The 20,086-nt window shown below is 70.9% G+C and carries 16 protein-coding genes; 1 reads left to right on the forward strand and 15 read right to left on the reverse strand.

Going from position 1 to position 20,086, the window contains the following annotated elements; all coding sequences use genetic code 11:
* The first annotated feature begins 410 nt into the window (after positions 1–410).
* The gene (locus WFG93_RS13545; protein WP_336646870.1) at positions 411–1,673 is read left to right on the forward strand and encodes a CoA transferase; all 1,263 of its coding nucleotides are present in this window, start codon (positions 411–413) and stop codon (positions 1,671–1,673) included.
* On the opposite strand, the gene WFG93_RS13550 is transcribed toward WFG93_RS13545, so the two are convergent.
* From WFG93_RS13550 to WFG93_RS13620, 15 genes are all read right to left on the reverse strand, one after another.
* A complete protein-coding gene (locus WFG93_RS13550) occupies positions 1,617–2,456 on the reverse strand; it encodes a DUF4184 family protein (protein WP_336646871.1) in 840 nt (279 codons plus the stop codon). The genes WFG93_RS13545 and WFG93_RS13550 overlap by 57 nt on opposite strands.
* A gap of 32 nt (positions 2,457–2,488) precedes the next feature.
* Positions 2,489–4,054 carry an MFS transporter gene (locus WFG93_RS13555; RefSeq protein WP_336646872.1) on the reverse strand — a complete coding sequence of 522 codons (1,566 nt, stop codon included), beginning with the start codon at positions 4,052–4,054 and terminating at the stop codon, positions 2,489–2,491.
* A gap of 94 nt (positions 4,055–4,148) precedes the next feature.
* Positions 4,149–5,465: a tyrosine--tRNA ligase gene (tyrS, locus tag WFG93_RS13560; protein ID WP_336646873.1), complete on the reverse strand. Its 1,317-nt coding sequence runs from the start codon at positions 5,463–5,465 to the stop codon at positions 4,149–4,151.
* 28 nt (positions 5,466–5,493) lie between these two features.
* Positions 5,494–6,243 carry a hypothetical protein gene (locus WFG93_RS13565; protein ID WP_336646874.1) on the reverse strand — a complete coding sequence of 250 codons (750 nt, stop codon included), beginning with the start codon at positions 6,241–6,243 and terminating at the stop codon, positions 5,494–5,496.
* Positions 6,240–6,923 carry a SatD family protein gene (locus WFG93_RS13570; RefSeq protein ID WP_336646875.1) on the reverse strand — a complete coding sequence of 228 codons (684 nt, stop codon included), beginning with the start codon at positions 6,921–6,923 and terminating at the stop codon, positions 6,240–6,242. Before WFG93_RS13570 ends, WFG93_RS13565 begins: the two co-directional genes overlap by 4 nt.
* 67 nt (positions 6,924–6,990) lie before the next feature.
* On the reverse strand, positions 6,991–8,412 hold the full coding sequence (gene argH, locus WFG93_RS13575; protein WP_336646876.1) for an argininosuccinate lyase: 1,422 nt from the start codon (positions 8,410–8,412) through the stop codon (positions 6,991–6,993).
* Positions 8,409–9,353 (reverse strand): ornithine carbamoyltransferase, encoded by a 945-nt coding sequence (gene argF / locus WFG93_RS13580; RefSeq protein ID WP_336646877.1) that lies wholly within the window; start codon positions 9,351–9,353, stop codon positions 8,409–8,411. The genes argH and argF overlap by 4 nt, the downstream gene beginning before the upstream one ends.
* Positions 9,350–10,591, reverse strand: a complete 1,242-nt coding sequence (locus WFG93_RS13585; protein ID WP_336646878.1) for an acetylornithine transaminase — start codon at positions 10,589–10,591, stop codon at positions 9,350–9,352. The genes argF and WFG93_RS13585 overlap by 4 nt, the downstream gene beginning before the upstream one ends.
* On the reverse strand, positions 10,584–11,486 hold the full coding sequence (argB, locus tag WFG93_RS13590; RefSeq protein ID WP_336646879.1) for an acetylglutamate kinase: 903 nt from the start codon (positions 11,484–11,486) through the stop codon (positions 10,584–10,586). Before argB ends, WFG93_RS13585 begins: the two co-directional genes overlap by 8 nt.
* The gene (gene argJ, locus WFG93_RS13595; RefSeq protein ID WP_336646880.1) at positions 11,483–12,640 is read right to left on the reverse strand and encodes a bifunctional glutamate N-acetyltransferase/amino-acid acetyltransferase ArgJ; all 1,158 of its coding nucleotides are present in this window, start codon (positions 12,638–12,640) and stop codon (positions 11,483–11,485) included. Before argJ ends, argB begins: the two co-directional genes overlap by 4 nt.
* Positions 12,637–13,707 carry an N-acetyl-gamma-glutamyl-phosphate reductase gene (argC, locus tag WFG93_RS13600; protein ID WP_336646881.1) on the reverse strand — a complete coding sequence of 357 codons (1,071 nt, stop codon included), beginning with the start codon at positions 13,705–13,707 and terminating at the stop codon, positions 12,637–12,639. Before argC ends, argJ begins: the two co-directional genes overlap by 4 nt.
* 272 nt (positions 13,708–13,979) lie before the next feature.
* Positions 13,980–14,954 carry an NAD-dependent epimerase/dehydratase family protein gene (locus WFG93_RS13605; RefSeq protein ID WP_336646882.1) on the reverse strand — a complete coding sequence of 325 codons (975 nt, stop codon included), beginning with the start codon at positions 14,952–14,954 and terminating at the stop codon, positions 13,980–13,982.
* Positions 14,955–15,014: 60 nt separating this feature from the next.
* Complete coding sequence (pheT, locus tag WFG93_RS13610) at positions 15,015–17,588, reverse strand: phenylalanine--tRNA ligase subunit beta (protein ID WP_336646883.1); 2,574 nt, start codon at positions 17,586–17,588, stop codon at positions 15,015–15,017.
* Positions 17,588–18,637: a phenylalanine--tRNA ligase subunit alpha gene (gene pheS / locus WFG93_RS13615; RefSeq protein ID WP_336646884.1), complete on the reverse strand. Its 1,050-nt coding sequence runs from the start codon at positions 18,635–18,637 to the stop codon at positions 17,588–17,590. The genes pheT and pheS overlap by 1 nt, the downstream gene beginning before the upstream one ends.
* A gap of 45 nt (positions 18,638–18,682) precedes the next feature.
* Positions 18,683–20,086: a GntP family permease gene (locus WFG93_RS13620; protein ID WP_336646885.1), complete on the reverse strand. Its 1,404-nt coding sequence runs from the start codon at positions 20,084–20,086 to the stop codon at positions 18,683–18,685.

Here is a 20,086-nt window from a genome sequence, read left to right on the forward strand (position 1 = left end):
GAGGATAATTTGGCATTTGACAAGTGCACGCTGTTGAGTTCTCAAGGATCGGACGCACCCACACACCCACCCCATCAGGGCAAGAAGCGCAGGGCAACTTCACAATCATAGGTCGGCATCTCGGAGCTGTCAAAAGCAGCTGTTCCGAAGCCGGAGCCTCTATCTTACACCCGCGGAACCGCGTCTGGAAGATGTGGAGGCCGTTCGCTGCTTGGAGGGGAGCCAGGCCTTCCGGCCTTCCGCTCAACCGCTTGGGGCGAACATGTAATAACTTACGCGGATCCCGCAGGTCCGGCAAATCCCCATCGCATCCCGGGCGTGTCGCCATCCTCCTTCCCCGGTTTTCCGGGGTTCTTCCGCACTGCCACCGACCACGCCCCGCGGAGAGGACACCGGCGTACTGTCGGCACATGACGCAGTCACTCGGCGGACATCCGGTGCCGCTCCCCTCCACGCTCGGGGTGGCCGAGCTCGCGCGGCGCAGCGTTCATGCCGCAGGCGCCGCACTCTCCGTCGACGGAAGCAGTTCGCCCGATCCCGACGACATCGCCGCCGCCTACCGCAGCGACCGGTACCTGCGCATCGACGGCGCCGCACCGGATGTCTGGTCGCCGCTGTCGCGCTTCTGGCCGACGACCGAGGGGTGGATCCGCACCCACGGCAACTACCCGCATCACGCGGTCGCGCTGCGTGTCGGCCTCGGGCTTCCCGCCGACGCCGACGCCGAGGAGATCGGCTCCGTGATTCGTACGCGCAGCGTCGTCGACGCGGTCGGCGCCATCCGCGCCGCCGGCGGGATGTGCGCACCCGCGCTCGGGGAGCATCCGGAGCGGGATGCGGAGTTGCGCGCACGGCCCCTCGTAGAGACCTCGCCCCTCACCACGTCTGCGCTGAGGCAGCCGGTCAGGCGGCTCTCGGCGGGCTCGCTTGCCGCACCGCTGGCAGGAGTGCGCGTGCTCGACCTCACGCGGGTGATCGCCGGCCCCGTCGCCACGCGCACCCTCGCTCTCGCGGGCGCCGAGGTGCTGCGCATCGACCCGCCCTGGCTTCCGGAGCCCGACTGGCAGCACCTCGACACCGGGCACGGCAAGCGCTCCGCACTGCTCGACATCGCCGCCGAGCCTCAGCGGTTCGAGCGCGTGCTCACCGGCGCCGACGTCGTCGTGCTCGGATACCGACCCGAGGCGCTGGCGGGCCTCGGACTCTCCGCCCCGCTGCTCGCCGAACGGCATCCCCACCTCATCGTCGGGCAGCTCAGCGCCTGGCCGGGCGCGGACTCCCCGCGGGGCTTCGACAGCCTGGTGCAGGCGGAGTCAGGCATCTCCTGGCTGGAATCGCCAGACGGTCAGGAGCCCGGCGCGCTTCCGGCCCAGGCTCTGGATCATTCCGCCGGCTATCTGCTGGCCGCCGGCATCGCCACCGCGCTGCGACGGCGCACTCGATCCGGCGGCGGCTGGTGGGTGCGCACGTCGCTGCGCCGGGTCGCGGCGGAGCTGCTCGGCATGCCGCGCGGCATCCGTCCGGCCGAACCCACCGCCCCGCCGGCTCGGACACAGGATTTCGTCGTCGCGGGCAGGCGGATCACCACGGTGGCACCCGCGGTGCGCTGGCCGGGATCACCCGAGTGGTTCCCCGCCCCGCGGGTGTGGGGCGGGGACGACGCGGCGTGGTGAGCGCGCGACGACGACAACGCAGACGACCAGGGTCAGTGCCCCCCACGCACCGGAGGCCGCAGGCAGCGTGCGGTAGGCGAGCTGCTGCACGCTCAGCGCTCCTGCACGGCCGCCGACCTCGAGTGGACCGTAGGCCGCGAGGCCGACGAGCCACCCGGCAAGCAGGACGGCGGGCAGAGCCAGCATCCACGTCCACCGCAGCCATGCCGGCACTTGATCTCCCGCGGCGCGCAGGGGTCGCGCGCGCAGCCAGCTCAGCGCGAATACCGCGAGGATCGCCAGGCCGAGCACGCTCGAGCCGTGCTGCAGCCACTTGTAGCCGGCGAGCGGTCCCCACATCTGCTGCAGTGCCGGCAGCGCCTGCACTCCCCAGCGCCCCTCGTGCGTGAAGAGGTCCCAGCCGATGTGCGACAGCACGCCGAGGATGAGTGAGAGCGCCAGCATCCACGGTCCGGCCGCTCCCCCGCGACCACGCAGGGCATCCCGCGCGGCGTCCGACCCGGTCTGCTCCCACTCGGCGGGCAGCCGTCGTCGCAGGAACGCGGGCGCCAGGGCCGTCAGACCCGGGCGCATCACGACCCGCCAGAGCAGCAGCAGGATCAGCGCGACGAGGGCGGTGAGCAGCACGTTGCCCGGTGCGTGCGTGAAGCCGTACGACGGCCCCAGTCCGCGGGTGAACAACGGCAGGTCCGGCGTCATCGCGCCGATCGCCAGTGCGGCAGGCACCAGCGGCGTGCGCAGGAACGGCAGCGCGACCACCGCATGGCTCGGGGTGAAGGGCATGGATCCTCCGGCTCGGGCGGGGACGGACCGACTCAGTCGGTCCGCTTCCCCGCCTCGCCTGCAGAGCTCGAAGTCGTCGCGGCTCCCGCGGCGTCCTCCCCCGCCTCGGCGCCGACGACCGCGAGAGGCATGGTGCTGGTGTCGATGAACGGGTTCTCGTCCTGGCCGGCGACGAGCTCCTCGGCTTCCGCGACGCTCTCCACCGTCGGCACCGATCCGAGCAGCGGACGCTGCGCGGTCTCGCGCATGGTCAGCAGCGCGACCCCGCCGAGCGCGGCGAAGAACATGATGTAGAACGCCGGCATGTAGATGTTCCCGGTGAGCTCGATCAGCGCCTGGCTGAACAGCGGCGTGGTGCCGCCGAACAGCGACACCGCGAGGTTGTACGCGATCGCCATGGCACCGAAGCGCGACGCGGTCGGGAACAGCGCGGGCAGGGCGGATGCCGAGATCGCGACGTAGAACGCGACCGGGATCGCCACCATCGCCAGCGCCAGCATCACCGCCCATTCCTGACCGATCTGCATGACGGCGAAGGCGGGGAGCATGAGCACGACGGTGGAGCCGACGGCGATGCCGTACACCGGGCGGCGCCCGATGCGGTCCGAGAGCCGACCGATCAGCGGCAGGCACGCACTCATCACGACGAGCACCGGCACCGTGGCCAGCGCCGCCATCAGGTTCGACACGCCGACCTCCTTCTCGAGGTAGGTGGGCATGTAGCTCGTGAGCGCGTAGCCGGCGGTGTTGGTCGCCGACACCAGGGCGATGCCGATGAGGATCTGCCGCCAGTAGTGCCGGAAGATGCCGCCGACACCCTGGCGGGCCATCGGATCGGCGGGGTCGGTGCGGTTCAGCCCGGCGCTCTCCTCGGCCTCATAGGCGGGTGTCTCGGGGATGCGCAGCCGGAACCAGATGGCGACAGCGCCCAGCGGGATGGCGACGAGGAACGGGATGCGCCAGCCGTAATCGGTCATCGCCGCGGGCCCCGATACGCTCTCGGCGATCCAGGTCGTGATCGCGACGACGCTCGCGCCGGCTGCGAAGCCGACGTACGAGCCGACGTCGAGGAACGACGACCAGTAGCCGCGGCTGCGGTCGGGCGAGAACTCCGAGACGTAGGTGGTGGCGCCGGCGTACTCGCCGCCGGTCGAGAAGCCCTGCACCATCTTCAGCAGGTACAGCGGGATGATCGCCCACAGGCCGATCTGGGCGGAGGTCGGAAGCACGCCGATGAGCGCGGTGGCCACCGCCATCATCGCCATGGTGAGGAACAGCACGCGCTGTCGACCGATGCGGTCGCCGAGCGGGCCCAGCACGATACCGCCCAAGGGGCGCACGAGGAACGAGATCGCGAACCCGAGCAGGGTGATCAGCAGACCCCATGCACCGGGCAGATCGCCGGTGAAGACGACGGCGAGGGTGACCGCGAGGTATCCGTACACCCCGAAGTCGAACCACTCCATGAAGTTGCCGACGACGGTGCCGGAGATCGCCGTGCGCAGGCGGCTCTTCCTGACGACGAGGACGTCATCGACCTGCAGCCGGCGTGCGGCGCGGCGTGCGGAGGGACGGCGGACATGTGCTTCCTTGGGCAAGAGAACCAGCTCCTAGAGTGCTTGCGGACAGCGTCAGCTGTCCGATGCTACTAAAGCTGTCCGCACGGAACCTGGCACGCCACGCGTGCTGCACTCAATCCAGGAAGACGCCCGCCAGCGTCTTCTTGCCGCGCCGGAGCACCGAGACGCCGCCGGGCAGGGAGCCGCGCACCACGGCATCAGCGTCGCCGACGCGCTCGCCGTCGAGCGAGACGCCGCCCTGCGCGATCGCACGGCGCGCCTCCGAGGCGCTCGAGACGAGGCCGGTGCGCACCAGCGCGTCGACCACGGTCGTCCCGGACGCCAGGTGCGCGTTGGGCAGCTCCTCGAGCGCGGTGCGCAGCGTGCCGGCGTCGAGCACCGACAGGTCGCCCTGGCCGAACAGCGCCTCGGATGCCGCGATGACCGCCGCCGTCGCCTCCGCGCCGTGCACGGTCGCGCACACCTCGAGCGCGAGGCGCTTCTGCGCCGCACGGCGGAACGGCTCGGACTCGACGAGCTCGGCGTACTGATCGATCTCGGCCCGGGTCAGGAAGGTGAACACCTTCAGCCGGTCGATCACATCGGCGTCGGCGGTGCTCAGCCAGAACTGGTACATGCGGTAGGGGCTGCACATGTCGGCATCCAGCCAGATCGCGTTGCCCTCGCTCTTGCCGAACTTCGTGCCGTCACTGTTGGTGATCAGCGGAGTACCGATCGCATGCACCGATGCGCCTTCCACGCGGTGGATCAGATCGGTGCCGCTGGTGAGGTTGCCCCACTGGTCGGATCCGCCGGTCTGCAGCACGCAGTCGTACGAGCGGTACAGCTCGAGGAAGTCCATGCCCTGCAGGATCTGGTAGCTGAACTCCGTGTAGCTGATGCCGGCATCGGAGTTCAGGCGGGCAGCCACTGCATCCTTCTTCAGCATGGTTCCGACGCGGTAGTGCTTGCCGATCTCGCGCAGGAAGTCGATCGCGCTCAGCGGCGCGGTCCAGTCGAGGTTGTTCACCATGCGCGCGGCGTTCTCGCCCTCGAAGCTGAGGAAGCGCTCGACCTGCGCGCGCAGGCGCTGCACCCACTCCTCGACCGTCTCGCGCGTGTTGAGCGTGCGCTCGGCCGTGGGCCGCGGGTCGCCGATCAGGCCCGTGGAGCCGCCGACGAGGCCGAGCGGCTTGTGGCCGGCAAGCTGGATGCGGCGCAGCGTGAGCAGCTGCACGAGGTTGCCCAGGTGCAGGCTCGGCGCGGTCGGGTCGAATCCGCAGTAATAGGTGATCGGGTCCCCGCCGAGAAGGGCGCGCAGCGCCTCCTGATCGGTGGACACGTGGACGAGGCCGCGCCACAGCAGCTCGTCCCACACGTTCTCGAACGTGGGGTCGAGCGCCACTGCAGTGGTGGTCAGCGGGGCGGTCGTCGGAGCGGGATTCGACACGCGCTCCAGGCTATCAGCGGCGTCCGGGTCAGCTGTGCACGCCCCACCACAGCAGGAATGCCGCGCCCAGGGCGACGACCCAGCTGACCAGACTGCCGACGAGGAAGTACTCGGCGCGTGCTCCGGTCTCGCCGTCCTTGGAGATCTCGGGGAAGCGCACGATGCCCTTCGCGGCAAGCACCGCCGCCAGCAGGGAGTAAGCGCCGGCGAGGGTGAGCGCCACCACGAGCAATCGCTCGAGCGGGCCGATCAGCCGGCCGCCCTGGAACCCCGTGGCGACCTGCTGGGGCTGGCGCAGCTGTCCGCCGCGGTAGCGTCCGCCGGCTTCGACGGGGCGCCAGGTGCCCTCGCGATCCAGCGCGGCGCGGACGACGAGGTTGCCCGACTCGGCCACGAACACCAGTACCCCCAGCGCCAGCACCGCCGCGTCGAAGCCGATCTCGCCCTCCGGAGAGGGCAGGTGCCAGGCCGCGCCGATGAGTCCTGGCGCGGGACGCGCGGGCAGCAGCGCCGTGGTCGAGGCGGCGACGACGGCGAGCAGCACTGCAGGCCAGAACGAGGCTCGCCCGGTGGCATCCAGCGGCATGAGGCGGATCCACACGCCGCCGATCGCGACCGCGCAGACGGCGGGGATGATGGCGTCGGAGAGCGCGCCGACGGCGATCAGCACGACGGCGAGCGCGAGCAGCACGGCGATCCGTGCCCCACGTGCGAGGATGAAGCGCCGCGCGAGGTCGGCACCTCCGACGGCGAGCAGGGCGAGACCGGCGACGATCACGCGACCCCCTCCTTCTGCTGCTCGAGTCGGGGCTGCTCGTATCGGGGCTTGTCGAGCCTGAGCTGCTCGAGCCCGTCGAGCAGTGCCGCGGCGCCGGAGCTGCGCAGCGCCTTCGACACGGCCGGCTGGGTGACCCCCTCCTGCGCGGCGAGTTCGCTCTGCGAGAGACCGCCCAGACGCCCGTATGCCAGGCGCCGCTCGCGGGCGGACATCCGCACGACGACGGCGTCGCGGGCGAGCAGATAGGCGTTCGCCGTCGAGACCAGGGCCGGCTCGGACTGTCCGGGTGCAGCGACGATCCAGCTGCGCGCGGTCGGGACCGCCTTCTGCTGCCGCGCGTGCACGATGTCGATCGCCTCGCGAGCCGCCCACCAGCCCGGACCGTCGGTGAGCTCGCGATGCGCCGACTCGATGGCCCGGATCTCGCCGACGCCGAGCCCGTAGCGGAACTCCGCCCCCTCGGGCAGCGCCAGCTGCAGCAGCAGCACACCGACCATCGCCTCGTCGAGGGTGCGGTAGACGCCCTGCTGCTCGTCGCCGACCGTGGGTCGCAGCGGCTCGAGCGCGAGCGGATGCTCCTGCTCCACCCGGGCGATGGTCTCATCGAACATCCGCTGCGCCTGCGCGCGATCGCGCAGGCGACGGGATCCGACGATGTCGGCAATCACAGCGACGACCATCTCATGAACATAGCACGCATAATCGCGCGATATGCGTCATCCGGTTATGTTCTCCGGATATGCCCGCTCAAAGACCCAGCGCGTGCGCGGCGGCCTGCGCGCGGGCGACGAGCTCTCCCCGCTGTTCCGCCACGCGCTCGGGCGCGGTGCCGCCGACACCGGCACGCGAGGCCACCGACCCCTCGATACTCAGCACGGTGCGCACCTCCGGGCGCAGGTGCTCGGACGTGGCCTGCAGCAGCTCGTCGTCGGCATCCTCCAGCCCGATGCCGCGCTGCTCGCACGCACGCACCAGCGCTCCGCTGATCTCATGCGCGTCGCGGAACGGCACGCCCTGCTTGACCAGCCATTCGGCGACATCGGTCGCGAGCGAGAATCCCTGCGGCGCCAGCTGCGCCATCCGCTCCGTGTCGAAGCGGAGCGTCGCGACCATGCCCGCGAAGGCCGGCAGCACCAGCTCGAGCGTCTGCACCGAGTCGAAGACCGGCTCCTTGTCCTCCTGGAGGTCGCGGTTGTACGCCAGCGGCAGGCCCTTCAGCGTCGCGAGCAGACCCGCGAGGTTGCCGATCAGCCGGCCCGATTTGCCGCGGGCGAGCTCCGCGATGTCGGGGTTCTTCTTCTGCGGCATGATGCTGGAGCCCGTGGAGTACGCATCGTCGAGGGTGACGAAGCCGAACTCCCGCGTGTTCCAGAGGATGATCTCCTCGCTGAGGCGGGAGAGGTCGATGCCGATCATGGCGGCGACGAACGCGAACTCCGCGACGACGTCGCGGGCGGACGTGCCGTCGAGCGAGTTCTCGGCCGGGCGGTCCAGGCCCAGCTCCCGCGCGACGAGCGCCGGGTCGAGGCCGAGTGTGGAGCCGGCCAGCGCTCCCCCGCCGTACGGCGACACCCCGGCGCGACGGCGCCAGTCGACCAGGCGCTCGAGTTCGCGCACGAGCGGCCACGCGTGCGCCTGCAGGTGATGGGCGAGCAGCACGGGCTGAGCATGCTGCAGATGCGTGCGGCCCGGCAGGATCGCCTCGGGGTGCGCCTCGGCCTGCGCGGTGAGGGCGTCGATCACGCGCAGCAGCTGACGGGCGATCACGCGCGCGTGGTCGATGAGGTACATGCGCACGAGCGTGGCGATCTGGTCGTTGCGGCTGCGACCGGCTCGCAGCCGTCCGCCCACCTCCGCGCCCACCTCGGCGATGAGCGCCTTCTCGAGCGCACCGTGCACATCCTCGTCACCCGGGTCGGGCAGCAGCGTGCCGTCTGCGATGCGCGCGGCGAGAGCATCCAGGCCGGCGTGCATGGTGCGCGCGTCGTCGGCGTCGAGATACCCGGCCGCCTCCAGCGCAGTCGCGTGCGCATGCGAGCCGGCGATGTCGTAGGGCGCGAGGATCCAGTCGAAGTGCGTGGAGCGGCTGAGCGCCGCGAGCTCGGGCGAGGGCCCGCCGGCGAAGCGCGCCCCCCAGAGGGCGCCGTCGTTCGTGCCGTGCGCGCTCATGCCGTCGCCGCCTCGGCATCGCTGTGCCCCAGCAGCCAGACCAGCAGCGCCTTCTGCGCGTGCAGCCGGTTCTCGGCCTCGTCCCAGACGACGCTCCGGGGCCCGTCGATGACCTCCGAGTCCACCTCGTACCCGCGGTCGGCGGGGAGGCAGTGGATGAAGATCGACGACGGATCGGCGAGACCCATGAGCTCGGTCGTCACCTTGTATCCGCCCAGGTCGCGCAGCCGCTCGATCTTCTCCTCCTCCTTGCCCATCGACACCCAGGTGTCGGTGACGACCACGTCGGCGGCGTCGGCGGCCGCGCGAGGGTCGGTGAGCAGGGTGAGCGAGCCGCCGGTCTCGGCGGCGCGGGTGTGCGCGGCGGCGACCACGTCCGCGCGAGGTGCGTAGGCCTCCGGGGAGGCGATGCGCACGTGCATGCCGGCGGTGACGCCGGCGAGCACGTAGGAGTGCGCCATGTTGCTGCGCCCGTCTCCGAAGAACGCCAGGGTCAGGCCCTTCAGCTCGCCCTTGTGCTCGCGGATCGTGAGCAGGTCGGCCAGCAGCTGGCAGGGGTGGAAGTCGTCGGAGAGCGCGTTGACGACCGGCACGCGGGTGCCGCGCGCCATCTCCTCGAGCCCCGCCTGCGCGTAGGTGCGCCAGACGATGGCGGCGACCTGGCGCTCCAGCACGCGCGCGGTGTCGGACGGCGTCTCCTTGCCGCCCAGCTGGCTGTTCGCGGTGGAGATGATCAGCGGCGAGCCGCCGAGGTCGGCGATGCCCACGGCGAACGACACCCGCGTGCGCGTCGAGGACTTGTCGAAGATCACCGCGACGGTCTGGGGACCTGCGAGCGCCTTGCTGGCCCAGCGGTCCTTCTTCAGCGTCAGCGCCAGGTCGAGGATCTCGGTCTGCTCGGCGGGAGTGAGATCGTCGTCGCGCAGCAGGTGGCGGGTCATGCGGGAGCCTCCGTGAGGGTTGTGGCGGTCGGTGCCGGGAGCGTCTCGGCGACGGCGGCGAGCGCGGCGCGGAACCGGCTGAGGAACTCCTCGACCTCCGCATCGCCGATCGTGTACGCGGGTGCGATGCGGATGACGTCGGCGGTCGGCGCGTTGACGATGAGCCCCCGCTCGTGCGCGGCCGCGCGGACCTCGGCAGCGACCGGAGCGGTGAGACGGATGCCGATGAGCAGTCCCGCGCCCGTCGTGCCGCCCACCAGCGGCAGCGAGCGCACCCCCTCGCGCAGCTGAGCGCCGCGCGCCGTGACGTTCGCGAGCAGGTTCTCGCTCTCGATGTACCCGAGCACGGCGTTCGCCACGGCGCTCGCGAGCGGATTGCCGCCGAAGGTCGAGTTGTGCGTGCCGGGGTAGAACAGCTCGCTCGCCGCCCCGAAGGTGATCATCGCCCCGAGGGGGAAGCCGGCTCCGATGCTCTTGGCCACGGTCACGGCATCCGGGGTGATGCCCTCGCGCTGGAACGTGAACCACTCCCCCGTCCGGCCCGATCCGGTCTGCACCTCGTCGAGGATCAGCAGCGCCTGATGCTCCACGCTCAACTCGCGGGCGCGGGCGAGGAAGCCCGCCGGCAGCTCGACGACGCCCGCCTCGCCCTGAATGGGCTCGACGATCAGCGCGGCGATGCCCTCGCGTGCGAACGCCTGCTCGAGCCCGGCCACCGAGCGCTCCACCGTGATGACATCGGGCAGCGCCGGCTGGAAGGGGTCGCGGTACGCCGCCTTCGGGGTGAGGGAGAGCGTGCCCATGGTGCGCCCGTGGAAGGCGCCCTCGACGACGAGGATCGTGCTGCGGGAGCGTCCCTCGGACTCCGCGAAGCGGTTGCCGTGCAGACGTGCGAGCTTGACGGCGGTCTCGTTGGCCTCCGCGCCGGAGTTGGCGAGGTACACCCGCCCCTGCTCCCCCGTGCCGGCAAGGCGCTTGAGCCGCGCGGCGAGCTCGAGCTGGGCGGGCGAGGCGAAGTAGTTCGACACGTGCGACAGCGTCGCCGCCTGTCGCGACACCGCGTCGACGAACACCGGATGCGCGTGACCCAGGCAGTTCACCGCGATGCCGCCGAGGAAGTCCAGGTAGCGGTTCTCGTCGGCATCCCACACCCACGAGCCCTCGCCGCGGGTGAGCAGCGCCAGACGCCCGCCCAGACTCATCAGGTCGCGCGCCGCGTCATCGTTCCAATCAGGCATCCTTGACCACCTCCGTGCCGATTCCCTTGCTCGTGAACAGCTCGACCAGCACCGAGTGCGGCACGCGCCCGTCGATGATCGCCGCGGCGTCCACGCCGCCTTCGACCGCGTCGAGGCAAGCCCGCATCTTCGGGATCATCCCCGACTCCAGCCGCGGCAGCATCTGCGCCAGCGCGCCGGAGGTGAGGTGCGAGACCAGCGAGTCGCGGTTCGGCCAGTCGGCGTACAGTCCGGCGACATCGGTGAGGACGACGAGCTTGCGCGCTCCCAGCGCGATCGCCAGGGCGGATGCCGCGGCATCCGCGTTCACGTTCAGCGACTGACCCGGGTGATCCAGGTCGGGAGCGATCGAGGACACCACCGGAATGCGCCCGGCGGCCAGATGGTCGAGCACCGGAGTGGGGTCGACCTGCACGACATCGCCGACCCGGCCGAGATCGACCTCTTCGCCGTCCACCACGATGCCGCGGCGACGGCCGCCGAACAGACCCGCGTCCTCACCGCTGAGCCCGGTCGCGATCGGCCCGTGCGAGTTGATCTTCGCGACGAGCGTGGGGTTGATCTGGCCGGTGAGCACCATGCGCACCACGCTGATCGCCTCGGTCGAGGTGACCCGGTAGCCGCCCTTGAACTCGCTGGGGATGGCCAGCCGGTCGAGCATGTTGGAGATCTGCGGGCCGCCGCCGTGCACGACCACCGGCTGCACGCCGACGTAGCGCAGGTAGGCGATGTCCTGTGCGAACGCCTCCTGCAGCTCGTCGCTGACCATCGCATTGCCGCCGTACTTGACGACCACGATCTGGTCGCGGAAGCGCTTCAGCCACGGCAGGGACTCGATCAGGGTGGCGGCCTTGACGGCGGCCTCCTCGGGGGCGGTGTCCTGAAGGTCTGTCATGAGGCGTAGGCGCTGTTCTCGTGCACGTAGTCGTGGGTCAGGTCGTTGGTGAGGATGGTCGCGGTGGCCTCGCCGATCTTCAGGTCGATCTCGATGCGCGTCTCGCGCGGGGTGAGGTCCACCTCCTCGCGCGGTCGGTCCGGTCCCCCGGCGGTGCACACCCGCACGCCGTTCATCGACACGTCGACGTCGTACGGGTCGAACTGCGCCGAGGTGGTGCCGATCGCGGCGAGCACGCGACCCCAGTTGGGGTCGTTGCCGAAGATCGCGGCCTTGAAGAGGTTGTTCCGGGCGACCGAGCGGCCCACCTCGACCGCCTCGGTCTCGGTGACCGCGTTCTTCACCTCGATGGCGATGCTGTGACTCGCGCCCTCCGCGTCGGCCTGCAGCTGCTGGGCGAGATCGCGGCAGAGGTCGGTGAGCGCCTCGGCGAAGACCTCGAGGTCGGGGCGGATGCCGCTCGCGCCGTTGGCGAGGAACGAGACCTGGTCGTTGGTCGACATGCACCCGTCGGAGTCGAGCCGGTCGAAGCTGACGTTGGTGGCGCGGCGCAGCAGGGCGTCGGCCTCGACGGCCTCGAGGTCGGCGTCGGTGGTGATCACGACGAGCATGGTCGCCAGGCCCGGCGCCAGCATCCCCGCGCCCTTGGCCATGCCGCCGATCGTCCATCCCTCGCGGCTGACGACTGCGGTCTTGGGCACGCTGTCGGTGGTCATGATGGCCTGCGCGGCAGCCGCGCCGCCGTCCGCGCTGAGCTCGCCGATGCCGCGCTCGACCCCGTCGAGCACCTTCGCCCGGAACGCCTCGTCGCCGGTGCCGATCAGCCCGGTCGAGCACACCAGCACGTCGCCCGCGCTGACGCCGAGCAGCGCGGCGGCGCGCTCCGCGGTGAGATGGGTGGTCTGGAACCCGAAGGACCCGGTGAAGCAGTTCGCTCCGCCGGAGTTCAGCACGACCGCCTCGACCACCCGGTCGACGATCACCTGCTGCGACCAGATGATCGGGTTGGCCTTGGCGCGGTTGGTGGTGAACACCGCCGCGCCCACCTTGCGCGGGCCGCGGTTGACGACGACCGCCACATCGGGCTTGTCGGTGCTCTTCAGACCGGCGGAAACTCCGGCCGCTTCGAATCCTTGGGGTGCGGTGACACTCACGGTGCGACTCCGTTGACGGTGAGGGCGCGGTCCTCGGGGAGGCCGAGCGCGATGTTCATGGACTGCACGGCGGCGCCGGCAGTTCCCTTGACGAGGTTGTCGAGGGCGGTGACGACGGTGACCCGGCCCGCGGCCCGGTCGACCGCGAGGCCCATCAGTGCGGTGTTGGCGCCGAGCACGTCGGCGGTGCGCGGGAAGTGGCCCTCGGGCAGCAGCTGCACGAAGGTCTCGTCGCCGTAGGCGCTCTGCCATGCCGCGCGGATCTCGGCGTCGCTCACGCCGTCCGCGATCGGGGCGGTGGAGGTGGCGAGGATGCCGCGCGCCATCGGCACGATCACCGGGGTGAACGAGATGCGGATGCCGTCGGGCTGAGCCTGGCTGGGTTCCTGAGCCTGTCGAAGGGCGGCGAGCGCCTGACGGATCTCCGGAATGTGCCGGTGCGTGCCGCCCACAGCGTACGGGTTGGCGCTGCCGAGGATCTCGCTGCCGAGCAGGTGGGGTTTGAGGCTCTTCCCCGCTCCGGAGGGACCGACGGCGAGCACGCTGACGATGTCGCCGGGGTCGATGACACCGGCGGCCACACCCGGTGCGAGGCTGAGGCTCACCGTCGAGGCGTTGCAGCCGGGAGCGGCGATGCGCCGCGCCCCGTGCAGCTTCTCGCGCTGCTTGCCGCTGGCGGTCAGCAGCTCGGGGACCCCGTAGGTCCACGGTTCGTGGAAGGGCCCGCCGTAGAAGTCCTCCCACGCCTGCGCGGAGGTGAGCCGATGATCCGCCCCGGCGTCGATCACGAGCCCGGTGTCGCCGAGCGCATCGGTGTACTGCCCCGATTCGCCGTGCGGCAGGGCGAGGAAGACGATGTCGTGACCGGCGAGGATCTCGGGCGTGGTGTGCTGCAGCGTCAGCTGCGACAGCGAGCGCAGGTGCGGCTGCTGGTCGACCAGCGGCTGTCCGGCGCTGGAATGCGCGGTCACCGTGCGGATCTCGATGTCGGGGTGGGCTGCGAGAAGCCGCAGGATCTCGCCTCCCGCGTAGCCGGATGCGCCGGAGACGGCGACGGAGTACGTCATGCTTCCACCTTAACGGTCGGTGCTCGATCGACCCCGACGATGACGCGGGTCGAGAGCGGCGGACGGGACGTGCGGTCCCGAAGTCCGGAGGCGGCGACGCCGCATGCGCAGCCGTGGAAGCGGGTGCGGTGCGGGTCGCCTAGGGTCGGCGGCCGCGACGTCGGCGCACCGCAGCGAGGCTGCGCGGCAGCGTCGTCGAGAGCGGGGCGACCGAGGGCATGCGGCGACAGTAGCCCCGACCGCCCGTTATCCGCAAATCCCTCCCGGCTGCGTCACCGCGCCGTCAGCTGCCCGATCAGCGTGCGCTCATCGGCACGAGTGAGCCCGGCTCGACGTTCGCGTTCCAGACCGCGGGCGCGTTCGTCGTCGAGCACGGCGCGGATGGTCTCCTCCAGCGGTCGCAGCACTCCCCCGCCAGCGCGATACGCGGAGTTGTCGCGGCGCATGAAGCCGGGCATGTCGGCGGGCAGCCACAGCGGCAGCGACCGCTCGCCCATCCAGTACTGCACATCGTGGGCCTGGAGCCACTCGTCAGCCGCTTCGAGGAGCTCTGCGGTGTGACCGGCGGCGGCGCGGATGCGACTGAGCACCGCGGCGAGGGTGTGGACGTCGCCGATCGCGTTCACCACGCCACGGCGCGGTTCGCCGACGAGGAACCCCGCGAGGTCGTCGACGTCGATGACCTGAACCGCTCGGCCGGCGAGGGTGGGCACCAGCACGGGATCGATGCCGGCCCTCGCGAACGCGGCAGCCCAGTAGCCGAAGCGGTCGCTGGGGTCGCCCGCTCCGACGATGAGACCGGGCCGCACGATCAGGACCTGCTCCCCGAGCGCGCGGACGGCGCGTTCCGCGGCGACCTTCTCGGCGCCGTAGTCGTACTCGCCGTCCTCGGTCGCCGGGGCGAGCGTCGGACCGGACTCGTCCAGGCCGATGGTGACATCGTCGGAATACACCGACATCGACGACACGTATGTCCAGTGCGCGCTGTCCTGCCCGAGCGCGACCACCGCCTCGCGCACATGACGCGCGCGCGAGGAGACGTCCACGACCTCGTCCCACTGTCGGCCGCGCACGCGCTCGTAACCGGCCGGGTCGTCTCGATCGCCGACGACCAGCGCGGTGCCCTCGGGCGCTGCGCGGCCACCGCGCGCGAGACAGGTCACGTCAGCGCCGGCATCCCGCCATCCGCGCGCGATGCGCTGGGAGAGCCAGCCTGTTCCGCCGAGCACGAGCACCTGAGCAGCCATGCGACCATGACAGCACGAGACACCCGATCCCGCACCCCCGATCCGGGAGCGCCACGCGCGTCAGTCTCGGATGCTCGCCCCCCAGCGCTCTGCGGCGGCGGCCACACCCGCGAGCTTCGCCTCGGTGGCCTCGGCCGCCGTCAGGGTGCGATCGGCGGCGCGGAAGCGCAGCGCGAAGCTGAGGCTCTTCCGTCCCTCCTCGACGCCCTCGCCGCGGTAGTCGTCGACCAGGCGCACCGACTCGAGCAGGTCGCCCGCGCCCTCGACGAGCGCGTCGCGCACCTCAGCCGCCGGCACGTCCGCGCGCACCACGAGCGAGACGTCCTGGGTGGCCGCCGGGAACGACGACAGCGACTCGGCCACGACGCGTCGGCCTGCCAGGGTGAGCGCTCGATCCAGATCGAGCTCGAGCACGTAGACGCGGCCGGGGAGGTCGGCGTCGGCGGAGACCTGCGGGTGCAGCTCGCCGAGGTAGCCGATCTGCTCTCCCGCAACGCTCAGCGCCCCGGCACGTCCCGGATGCAGCGCGGCGCGCTGCGTCTGGGTCACCTCGATCTCCACTCCGGCAGCGACGCCGATCACCCGGACGGCGTCCAGAGCGTCGGACAGATCCACGTGTTCCGCGGAGCGGCCGGGCTGGCGGGCGGCGATGTGGCCGGCGAGCAGTGCGGCGACCAGGCGCGGCTGCGGCGGGATCGCCGCATTCAGCGCGTCGAGCGTGGCGTCGTCGGGCCGCGCACCCAGCGGCGGGATGAAGTCGGTGCCGTAGACGACGCCCTCCTCAGGGGTGAACACCGCCCCCGTCTCGAACAGGGCGAGATCGACGAGCCCGCGCGAGATGTTGCGGTGCGCGGTCTGCAGCAGGCCCGGGATGAGCGAGCGGCGCAGGAACGGCGCCTGCCCGTCGAGGGCGTTGGCGAGCCGGATGCTGGGCAGATGCGTGCCCGAGGCCGAACCGTGCAGATCGTTGTGCTGCTCTGTGGTGAAGGGGAACGAGGGAGTCTCGACGAAGCCGGACGCGGCGAGGGCGTCCGCCACGCGCTTGCGCCCCTTCTGCAACGCGGTGTAGCCGCGCCCTGACGGCGGGGTGGGCAGCACGGAGGGAATGCGGTCCAGCCCATGGATGCGCGCGATCTCCTCGACCAGCGTCCACTTGTCGGTGAGGTCGGGCCGCCAGCTCGGCGGGATCACGAACCATCCCTGTGACTGGTCCCCTGAGCTTGTCGAAGGGTCGACGTCCGCGCCGATGGTCTCCAGCGCGCCGACGATCTCGGCATCCGAGTAATCCACCCCCACGACGCTCTGCGCGAAGCCGCGGGGCAGGTCGATGCCGGCGATCTCGACCTCGGCGTACAGCGCGCCGCCCTCGTCGGTGAGCCGGCCGCCGGCCAGCTCGACCATGAGATCGGCGACGCGACGGGCGGCCACGAACGGGATGAGCGGGTCGACGCCGCGCTCGAAGCGCTTGGACGCCTCGCTGGGCAGCTTGTGCCGGCGGGCGGTGCGGGCGATGGTCACCGGATCGAAGATGGCGGCCTCGATCAGCACGTTGCGGGTGGTCCCGCTCATCTCGGTCGTCCCGCCGCCCATCACGCCGGCGAGGCCGATCGGGCCCGAGTCATCGGTGATGAGCAGGTCCTCGGCGTGCAGGGTGCGCTCCTGCCCGTCCAGCGTGCGCATCCGCTCGCCCGGGGTGGCGCGGCGCACGCGGATGCCGCCCTGCAGCCGGTCCAGGTCGTACCCGTGGATCGGGTTGCCGAGTTCGAGCATGACGTAGTTGGTGATGTCGATGAGCACGCCCAGCGAGCGCATGCCGGCGAGAGCCAGGCGCGCGATCATCCACGGCGGCGTCGGGCGTGAGGGGTCCACATCGCGCACGACGCGCGTGACGAACTCGCTCGCCCCGACCGCACCGCGGATGGGAAGAGCGTCATCGACCGCGATCGGGAACCCGCTGCCCGGCTGCAGCTCGGCGAAGTCGCGCTCGGCCGGATCCCGGAACGCCGCCCCCGTCGCGTGCGCGTACTCGCGAGCGAGCCCGCGCAGCGAGAAGGCGTAGCCGCGGTCGGGCGTCACGTTGACCTCGACGGCCACGTCGTCGAGGTGCAGCAGCGCGATGGCGTCCGTCCCGACCTCTGGGTCGAGACCGAGCGTGGACAGCACGATGATGCCGTCGTGCTCGTCGCCGAGTCCCAGCTCGCGCGCGGACGCGATCATGCCGTCGGAGACGTGACCGTAGGTCTTGCGCGCGGCGATCGGGAACGGCCCGGGCAGCACCGCCCCGGGAAGGGTCACTACGACCTTGTCGCCGACGGTGAAGTTGTGGGCGCCGCAGACGATTCCTCTGATGTCCCGATCGCCGCTTGCGGCGGACTCGGTTCCTGACGCTTCGACAGGCTCAGCGAGCGAAAGCGGACCGACGTCGACCTGGCACCAGTTGATGGTCTTGCCGTTCTTCTGCGGTTCGGGGACGACCTCGAGCACCTGTCCGACGACCACCGGACCGGAGATCTCGAAGCGGTGGATGTCCTCCTCCTCGAAGCCGACCGACACGAACGACGCCAGGACGTCCTCCGGCGTGGCATCCGCGGCCACATCGACGTACTCGCGCAGCCATGAGAGCGGAACGCGCATCACACCACCATCCCGAACTGCTCGCTGAAGCGCACATCGCCCTCGGCCATGTCGCGCATGTCCTTCACATCGCTGCGGAACATCAGCGTCCGCTCGATCCCCATCCCGAACGCGAAGCCGCTGTACTGCTCGGGGTCGATCCCCGCGGCGCGCAGCACGTTGGGGTTGACCATCCCGCAGCCGCCCCATTCGATCCAGCGGGCGCCGCCCTTGAAGGTCGGGTGCCAGAGGTCGAGCTCGGCGGACGGCTCGGTGAAGGGGAAGTAGTTGGTGCGCAGCCGGGTCTTCGCCTCGGGGCCGAACATCTGCCGTGCGAAGTGGTCGAGGGTGCCCTTCAGGTGCGCCATCGTGATGCCCCGGTCGATCACGAGCCCCTCGAACTGGCTGAACACCGGCAGGTGCGTGGCGTCGAACTCGTCGGTGCGGTAGGTGCGACCAGGACACAGCACGTAGATCGGCAGGTTGCGCTCGAGCATGGAGCGCACCTGCACCGGGCTCGTGTGCGTGCGCATCACCAGATGGCGCGAGGCGGGATCGACGTAGAAGGTGTCCTGCTCCTGACGTGCGGGATGATCCTCGTCGAAGTTCAGCGCGTCGAAGTTGAACCACTCGTGCTCGAGCTCGGGTCCCTCGGCGATCTCCCAGCCCATGCCGACGAAGACGTCGCACACCTGCTCCTTCAGCAGCGTGAGCGGATGCCGGGCACCCACCCGGGAACGCGACGCGATGGCGGTGATGTCCACGCGCTCGGCCTCGAGTCGGGCGGCCGTCTCGGCTTCGGCGAGCTCGGTCTCCTTCGCGGCGAGCGCCTGCGTGACGCGGCCCCTGCCCTGCCCGATCAGCTTGCCGAACGTCGCCTTGTGCTCGGGGGCGACCTGACGCATCGAGGCGTTCAGCACCGCCAGCGGGGAGCCCTCGGCCACGTGCGCGGCCCGGGCGTCCTTCAGCTGCGCGGTGTCGGCCGCAGCGGCGATCGCCGCAAGGGCGTCATCGACGGCGGACTGCACCGCCTCGGGCGTGATCTGGGGGTTGTGGGGCGAGTCTGACACGAGAACAGAGTCTACCGGCGCGCAGCACAGCGCCCGTGCCGGTGGTCAGACGACGAGCCCCAGCAGCAGCACGCCGAGCAGCCCCACGACCGAGACCGCGCACTCCATCAGGCTCCACGTCTTGAAGGTCTGCCCGACGGTGAGTCCGAAGTACTCCTTCACGAGCCAGAAGCCGGCGTCGTTGACGTGCGAGAGGAACACCGAGCCGGCGCCGATCGCCAGCACCATGAGCGCCACGTGCGTGCCGCTGAGATCACCCACGAGTGGCGCCATGATGCCGGCCGCGGTGATCGTGGCGACGGTGGCGGAGCCGGTGGCCAGGCGGATGACCACCGCGACCACCCAGCCGGCCAGCAGCAGCGGCATCCCGGAACCGGCGATGCCGCTGCCGATCACCTCGCCCACCCCGGAATCGACCAGGGTCTGCTTGAACCCACCGCCGGCGCCGACGATGAGAAGGATGGAGGCGATGGGGGCGAACGAGTCCCCGGTGATCTTCGCGACCTCCCCCATCGACCTGCCCAGTGCCGCGCCGAGCGCGATCATCGCGTACAGCGCGGTGATCAGCAGCGCCTGCAGCGGCGTGCCGATGAACATGAGCACCTGGCCGACGGGGTTCTCGTCGAGCCCGAGCGACTTCACGACGGTCATCAGCAGCATGAGCACCACCGGCAGCAGCACCACCGACAGCGCCACGGCGAACGCCGGTCGCCTGCCCTCGCGTTCCGTGACCGGCGACAGCAGCCGATCGGATGCCTGGATCGGCACCCATCGCGACATCGGCACGGCGAGCACCGGTCCGGCCACGATCACGGTGGGGATCGCGACCAGCAGTCCGAGCCCCAGGGTCAGTCCGAGGTCGGCCTTCAGCGCGTCGATCGCGATCAGCGGACCGGGGTGCGGCGGCACGAGGCCGTGCAGCGCGGAGAGGCCGGCGAGGGCGGGGATGCCGACGAGGATGACAGGCAGCTTCGCGCGGCGCGCGACGAGCATGACGATGGGGATCAGCAGCACGACGCCGACCTCGAAGAAAAGCGGGATGCCGATGATGAACGCGGCCAGGGCCATCGCCCAGGGCAGTCGCTTCAGCGGGGTCTTCGCGAGGATGGTGTCGACGATCTCGTCGGCGCCGCCGGACTCGGTGAGGAAGCGCCCGATGACCGCACCGAGCACGATCAGCACGCCGACTCCGCCGACGGTCGAGCCCAGGCCCGCGGAGAACGAGGTGAATGCGTTCTCGAAGCCCATGTTCGCCGTGACCGCCATCACCGCCGCACCGAGCATCAGGGCGAAGAACGGGTGCATCTTCACCCAGACGATCAGCACGACGATCAGCGCGATCGAGATGACGGCCGCGATGATCAGCTGCGGCGTCCCGGCCGCCGGCGTCACCGTGTCGGCGGCGAGGACGGCGTCGATCAGCGCCCCCGCATGTGGTGATGCAGTCAT

The sequence above is a fragment of the Microbacterium sp. USHLN186 genome, assembly GCF_037145155.1.
Taxonomy (GTDB): domain Bacteria; phylum Actinomycetota; class Actinomycetes; order Actinomycetales; family Microbacteriaceae; genus Microbacterium.

Bases quoted from the DNA above. Each gene is read 5' to 3' on its own strand.
- argC (WP_336646881.1), bottom strand. From the start codon at position 13,707: ATGACGTACTCCGTCGCCGTCTCCGGCGCATCCGGCTACGCGGGAGGC.
- WFG93_RS13605 (WP_336646882.1), bottom strand. From the start codon at position 14,954: ATGGCTGCTCAGGTGCTCGTGCTCGGCGGAACAGGCTGGCTCTCCCAG.
- WFG93_RS13550 (WP_336646871.1), bottom strand. From the start codon at position 2,456: ATGCCCTTCACCCCGAGCCATGCGGTGGTCGCGCTGCCGTTCCTGCGC.
- WFG93_RS13620 (WP_336646885.1), bottom strand. From the start codon at position 20,086: ATGACTGCATCACCACATGCGGGGGCGCTGATCGACGCCGTCCTCGCC.
- WFG93_RS13585 (WP_336646878.1), bottom strand. From the start codon at position 10,591: ATGCCTGATTGGAACGATGACGCGGCGCGCGACCTGATGAGTCTGGGC.
- argF (WP_336646877.1), bottom strand. From the start codon at position 9,353: ATGACCCGCCACCTGCTGCGCGACGACGATCTCACTCCCGCCGAGCAG.
- pheT (WP_336646883.1), bottom strand. From the start codon at position 17,588: ATGCGCGTTCCGCTCTCATGGCTGCGCGAGTACGTCGATGTGGCCGCG.
- WFG93_RS13570 (WP_336646875.1), bottom strand. From the start codon at position 6,923: ATGGTCGTCGCTGTGATTGCCGACATCGTCGGATCCCGTCGCCTGCGC.
- WFG93_RS13545 (WP_336646870.1), top strand. From the start codon at position 411: ATGACGCAGTCACTCGGCGGACATCCGGTGCCGCTCCCCTCCACGCTC.
- argH (WP_336646876.1), bottom strand. From the start codon at position 8,412: ATGAGCGCGCACGGCACGAACGACGGCGCCCTCTGGGGGGCGCGCTTC.
- argB (WP_336646879.1), bottom strand. From the start codon at position 11,486: ATGACAGACCTTCAGGACACCGCCCCCGAGGAGGCCGCCGTCAAGGCC.